Annotated in this window: 3 protein-coding genes; 2 read left to right on the top strand and 1 reads right to left on the bottom strand. The window is 66.7% G+C overall.

Translation table 11 applies throughout. The annotated features are described in order from the left end of the window. Nucleotides 1-1,780 (bottom strand): HAMP domain-containing protein (locus tag A5712_RS18410; RefSeq protein ID WP_231982158.1); only part of this gene is annotated, 1,780 nt, incomplete at its 3' end. Nucleotides 1,781-1,958: 178 nt separating this feature from the next. On the opposite strand from A5712_RS18410, the gene A5712_RS18405 reads away from it, so the two are divergent. Then, a complete protein-coding gene (locus tag A5712_RS18405) occupies nucleotides 1,959-2,852 on the top strand; it encodes a PfkB family carbohydrate kinase (protein WP_068107865.1) in 894 nt (297 codons plus the stop codon). A gap of 53 nt (nucleotides 2,853-2,905) precedes the next feature. Further along, the coding region (locus A5712_RS18400; RefSeq protein WP_156766624.1) for an isoprenylcysteine carboxylmethyltransferase family protein at nucleotides 2,906-3,384 on the top strand (479 nt) is incomplete at its 3' end.

The following is a 3,384-nucleotide window of genomic DNA, read 5'->3' as shown; positions in this document are numbered from 1 at the left end:
AATCGAACTGCCGGAACAGCTCGTCGACGATTCCCACCAGTTCGTCGCCGGAAAGATCGTTGGAAAGCTCGTCCAGCCCGGCGATGTCGGCGAAGATGATCGCGACGTCCTGGTGTTTCTGCGCGATGGTCGCCTCACCCTCGCGGTACCGCTGGACGAGCGACTCCGGCATCAGCGCCAGCAGGAGGCGGTTGTTTTCGTTGCGCTGCTCGTTGAGCAACTCCTCCTTGATCGCGAGGTTGCGGCTCATCTCGTTGAAAGCCGCAGTGAGATCGCCGATTTCGTCGCGAGTCATCACCGGAATGTTGACGTCGTAGTCGCCCGAGCTGATCTTACGGGTGCCCTCCTCTAGCCGCCGGACCGGCCGCATCGCCGTCCCGGCGATGAGCATCGAGGCCACGCAGATGACGAACACCAGCGCGGTCACCGCGATAACGAGCGTCTTGCTGAACCGGCCCAGCCGCGCGAAAGCGTCCGAGTCATCGCGCGTGGCCAGGATCGACCAGTGCAGGTTGGAATTGGCAATGTCCAGTGGGGCATAGGCTTCCAATTCCTTGTTGCCCAGGTAATCGATGGCGCTGATGGTGCCGCTCTCCCCGCGCTGCGCGGCGCGAAAGCCCGCTGTGTCAACCGGTTGCACCAACGTCGTGCCCCCCAACCGGATCGCCTTCTCCACGACGTCGGGTGCGGTGCCCGCGGCGATCGCGTCCCGCCTGTATTGCTGGGGGTCTTCAAGGAATTCGCGCGAATCCGAACGCATCAGGCCGTCGGGGCCGGCCAGATAGGTCTCGGTGGCCGCGCCCATCCCGGCTGCCTGCCACTGTCTGCCCGCGGTCATGATGTTGTTGATCTTCGCGATTGGCACCGGGAAGGCCATGACACCAACCATCTTGCCGTTCATCCCGACCGGTGAGACTACCCACGCGTTGGGTGCATCGAGCGCCGGCTGATACGGCTGAAAGTCGGTGATCCAGACGAAATCCAAGTCATTGGAGCGCAGCGCCTTCTGGTAGGCGTCCTTCAAATTCGATTCCCGATAGGGACCGGTCAGGATATTCGTTCCGAGGTCGGGGCCCTTCCGCACCGAATAGACGACGTTGCCCTGCATGTCCAGCAGCAGCGCGTCACGATAATCGAAGCGGGTCACGATGCCGCGCATGTAGAAATCGAAGTGCGCGTTGGCCGCCGTCCACGCGCTCCCGTCGCCGGCGTCCTCGACGGGAAGCGAGTCGGCGGTCGGTCTGGGCGGCGCGGTGTAGTACGCCTGCAGGTACTTCTGCGCCGGGTTGGTCGGCAGGACCGCATTGAGATCGATCGCGTTGCCGGTCACCTTTTTGATCGGCGCGATCATCTGGTTCTCGTAGTAGTTGACCAGCGCCTGCTGCTGGGCCGGGCTGATCGTCGCGTTGGCCAGCTGCTCGAAGCCCGCGGTGAGCGACGTCGTGGCCTCGTTGATGCTGAATCCGCCGCTATAGACGATCAGGGAGTTCGTCACCTCCCGAAACAGCGCCTGCACCTGCCTCTTCTGCGATTCCCGCAGCTCGATCAACCGCTCGGACTCCACCTGCCGCAGCGCGTTGCGGCCGGATATCGCGCCGATGAGCCCGATCACCGACACGCCGAGGATGCCCGAGAGGAGCATCGCGATGAGGATCTTGGACTGGATGCCGAAGCGGAAGCGGTGCCACACCAAAGGCCGACGCGGACCGTGCCGCGGCTTTTCGGGCGATACGGATTCGGGAGCGGATTCCGGCGGGTTTTCAGACGCCGGTTCAGCCATTTTCGGCTCGGTCAACGTCATTTGCCTTTCCCCTCCTTCCGACCGGATTGAGCACCGATCACGCTGCAGACTAACGCGCGCACATCACGATATTGGGGATTGCCGAAAAAGGATCAGCGTCAATGGGCCGGCCACCGCCATTGTGTGTGCCCAATTCGGCCCGACTAACGTCGGCATCATGGCGCGGGTCTGCGTGGTCGGCAGCGTGAACATGGACCTGACGTTCGACGTCGACGCGCTGCCGCAGCCGGGCGAGACGGTGTTGGCGTCGTCGCTGACCTCGGCCCCCGGCGGCAAGGGCGCCAACCAGGCCGTGGCGGCGGCGCGCGCGGGCGCGCACGTGCAGTTCGTCGGCGCGCTGGGCGACGACGCCGCCGCAGCACGGTTGCGGGCCCATCTGCGGGCCAACGGCGTTGGGCTCGACGGGATGGTCACCGTGCCGGGGCCAAGCGGTACGGCGGCCATCGTGGTCGATGCCAACGCCGAAAACACCATCGTGGTGGCGCCCGGCGCCAACGGGCGGCTGACGCTGGCAGGCGCCCAAGCCCGCGAAGTGATCGCCGGCTGCGATGTGCTGTTGACCCAGTTGGAGATTCCGGTGCCGACGGCGGTGGCGGCGGCGCACCACGCCCGCTCGGCGGGGGCGGCCGTCATCGTCAACGCCTCGCCCGTCGGCCGACTCGACGGCGGCTTGGTCGAGCTGGCGGCCGCCGCGGACGTGGTCATCGCCAACGAAGCCGAAGCCGAACGATGGCCCTGGCGGTCAACCCATTTGGTGGTCACCCTCGGCGCGCGCGGCGTGCGGTACAACGGCGCCGACGGTGAATTCGACGTGCCCGCGCCTGCGGTCAAGGCGTTGGATACCGCCGGCGCCGGCGACGTGTTCGCCGGCGTGCTGGCCGCCAACTGGCCGCGGGACCCTTGCGCCAATCCAGCCTCGCGGGCCGAGCGGCTGACCGCGCTACGCCGCGCCTGCGCCGCGGGTGCGCTGGCCACCCTGGTGCCCGGCGCCGGTGACTGCGCACCGCGCGCCGACGCGATCGACGCGGCTCTGCGGGAAGTGTTTCGGTGACCGAGAGCCGTGATGTACCCTCGCTGGCGATGACGGCGGTCATGGGAATTCGCATGCCAGCGACAGCCGCTGCCGACATGGCCCTGGTGCTCTTCGCGATCTTCGGGGTGCTGGGACTCGGCTGGCGCAGCTGGTTGCAGTATCGGCGCACCGGCTCCACCGGTTTCCGCGGCATCAGAACCGGCGGCCCGGTGGAACGCGTCGCCGGCGTCGGCTTCGTGGCGGCGCTGGCGGTGGCGGTGAGCGCCCCAATCTTGCAGGAGGCCAAGGTGGTTGGCCCGCTGCGGGTTCTCAACGAGGTCTGCATTCAAACCGTCGGCATCGTGCTGGCCACGGCGGGCATCGCCGCGACGGTGTACGCGCAACTCGAGATGGGTGATTCCTGGCGGATCGGGGTTGACACCACGGAGACCACCACGCTGGTGCACACCGGCACGTTCGGCCGGATCCGCAATCCCATCTACGGTGCGATGCTCCTGTTCGGGATCGGCATCGTCCTGGTGACGCCGAACGTCGTTGCAGTCGCGGGCCT

The organism is Mycobacterium sp. E2327 (genome assembly GCF_001672675.1).
Lineage (GTDB): Bacteria > Actinomycetota > Actinomycetes > Mycobacteriales > Mycobacteriaceae > Mycobacterium.
Note: the sequence above shows the minus strand (reverse complement) of the source record. Positions and strands in the feature narration are given on the sequence as shown.

What these genes read in the sequence shown, in the direction of transcription:
- A5712_RS18405 (WP_068107865.1), top strand. Translation starts at nt 1,959, where the DNA reads ATGGCGCGGGTCTGCGTGGTCGGCAGCGTGAACATGGACCTGACGTTC.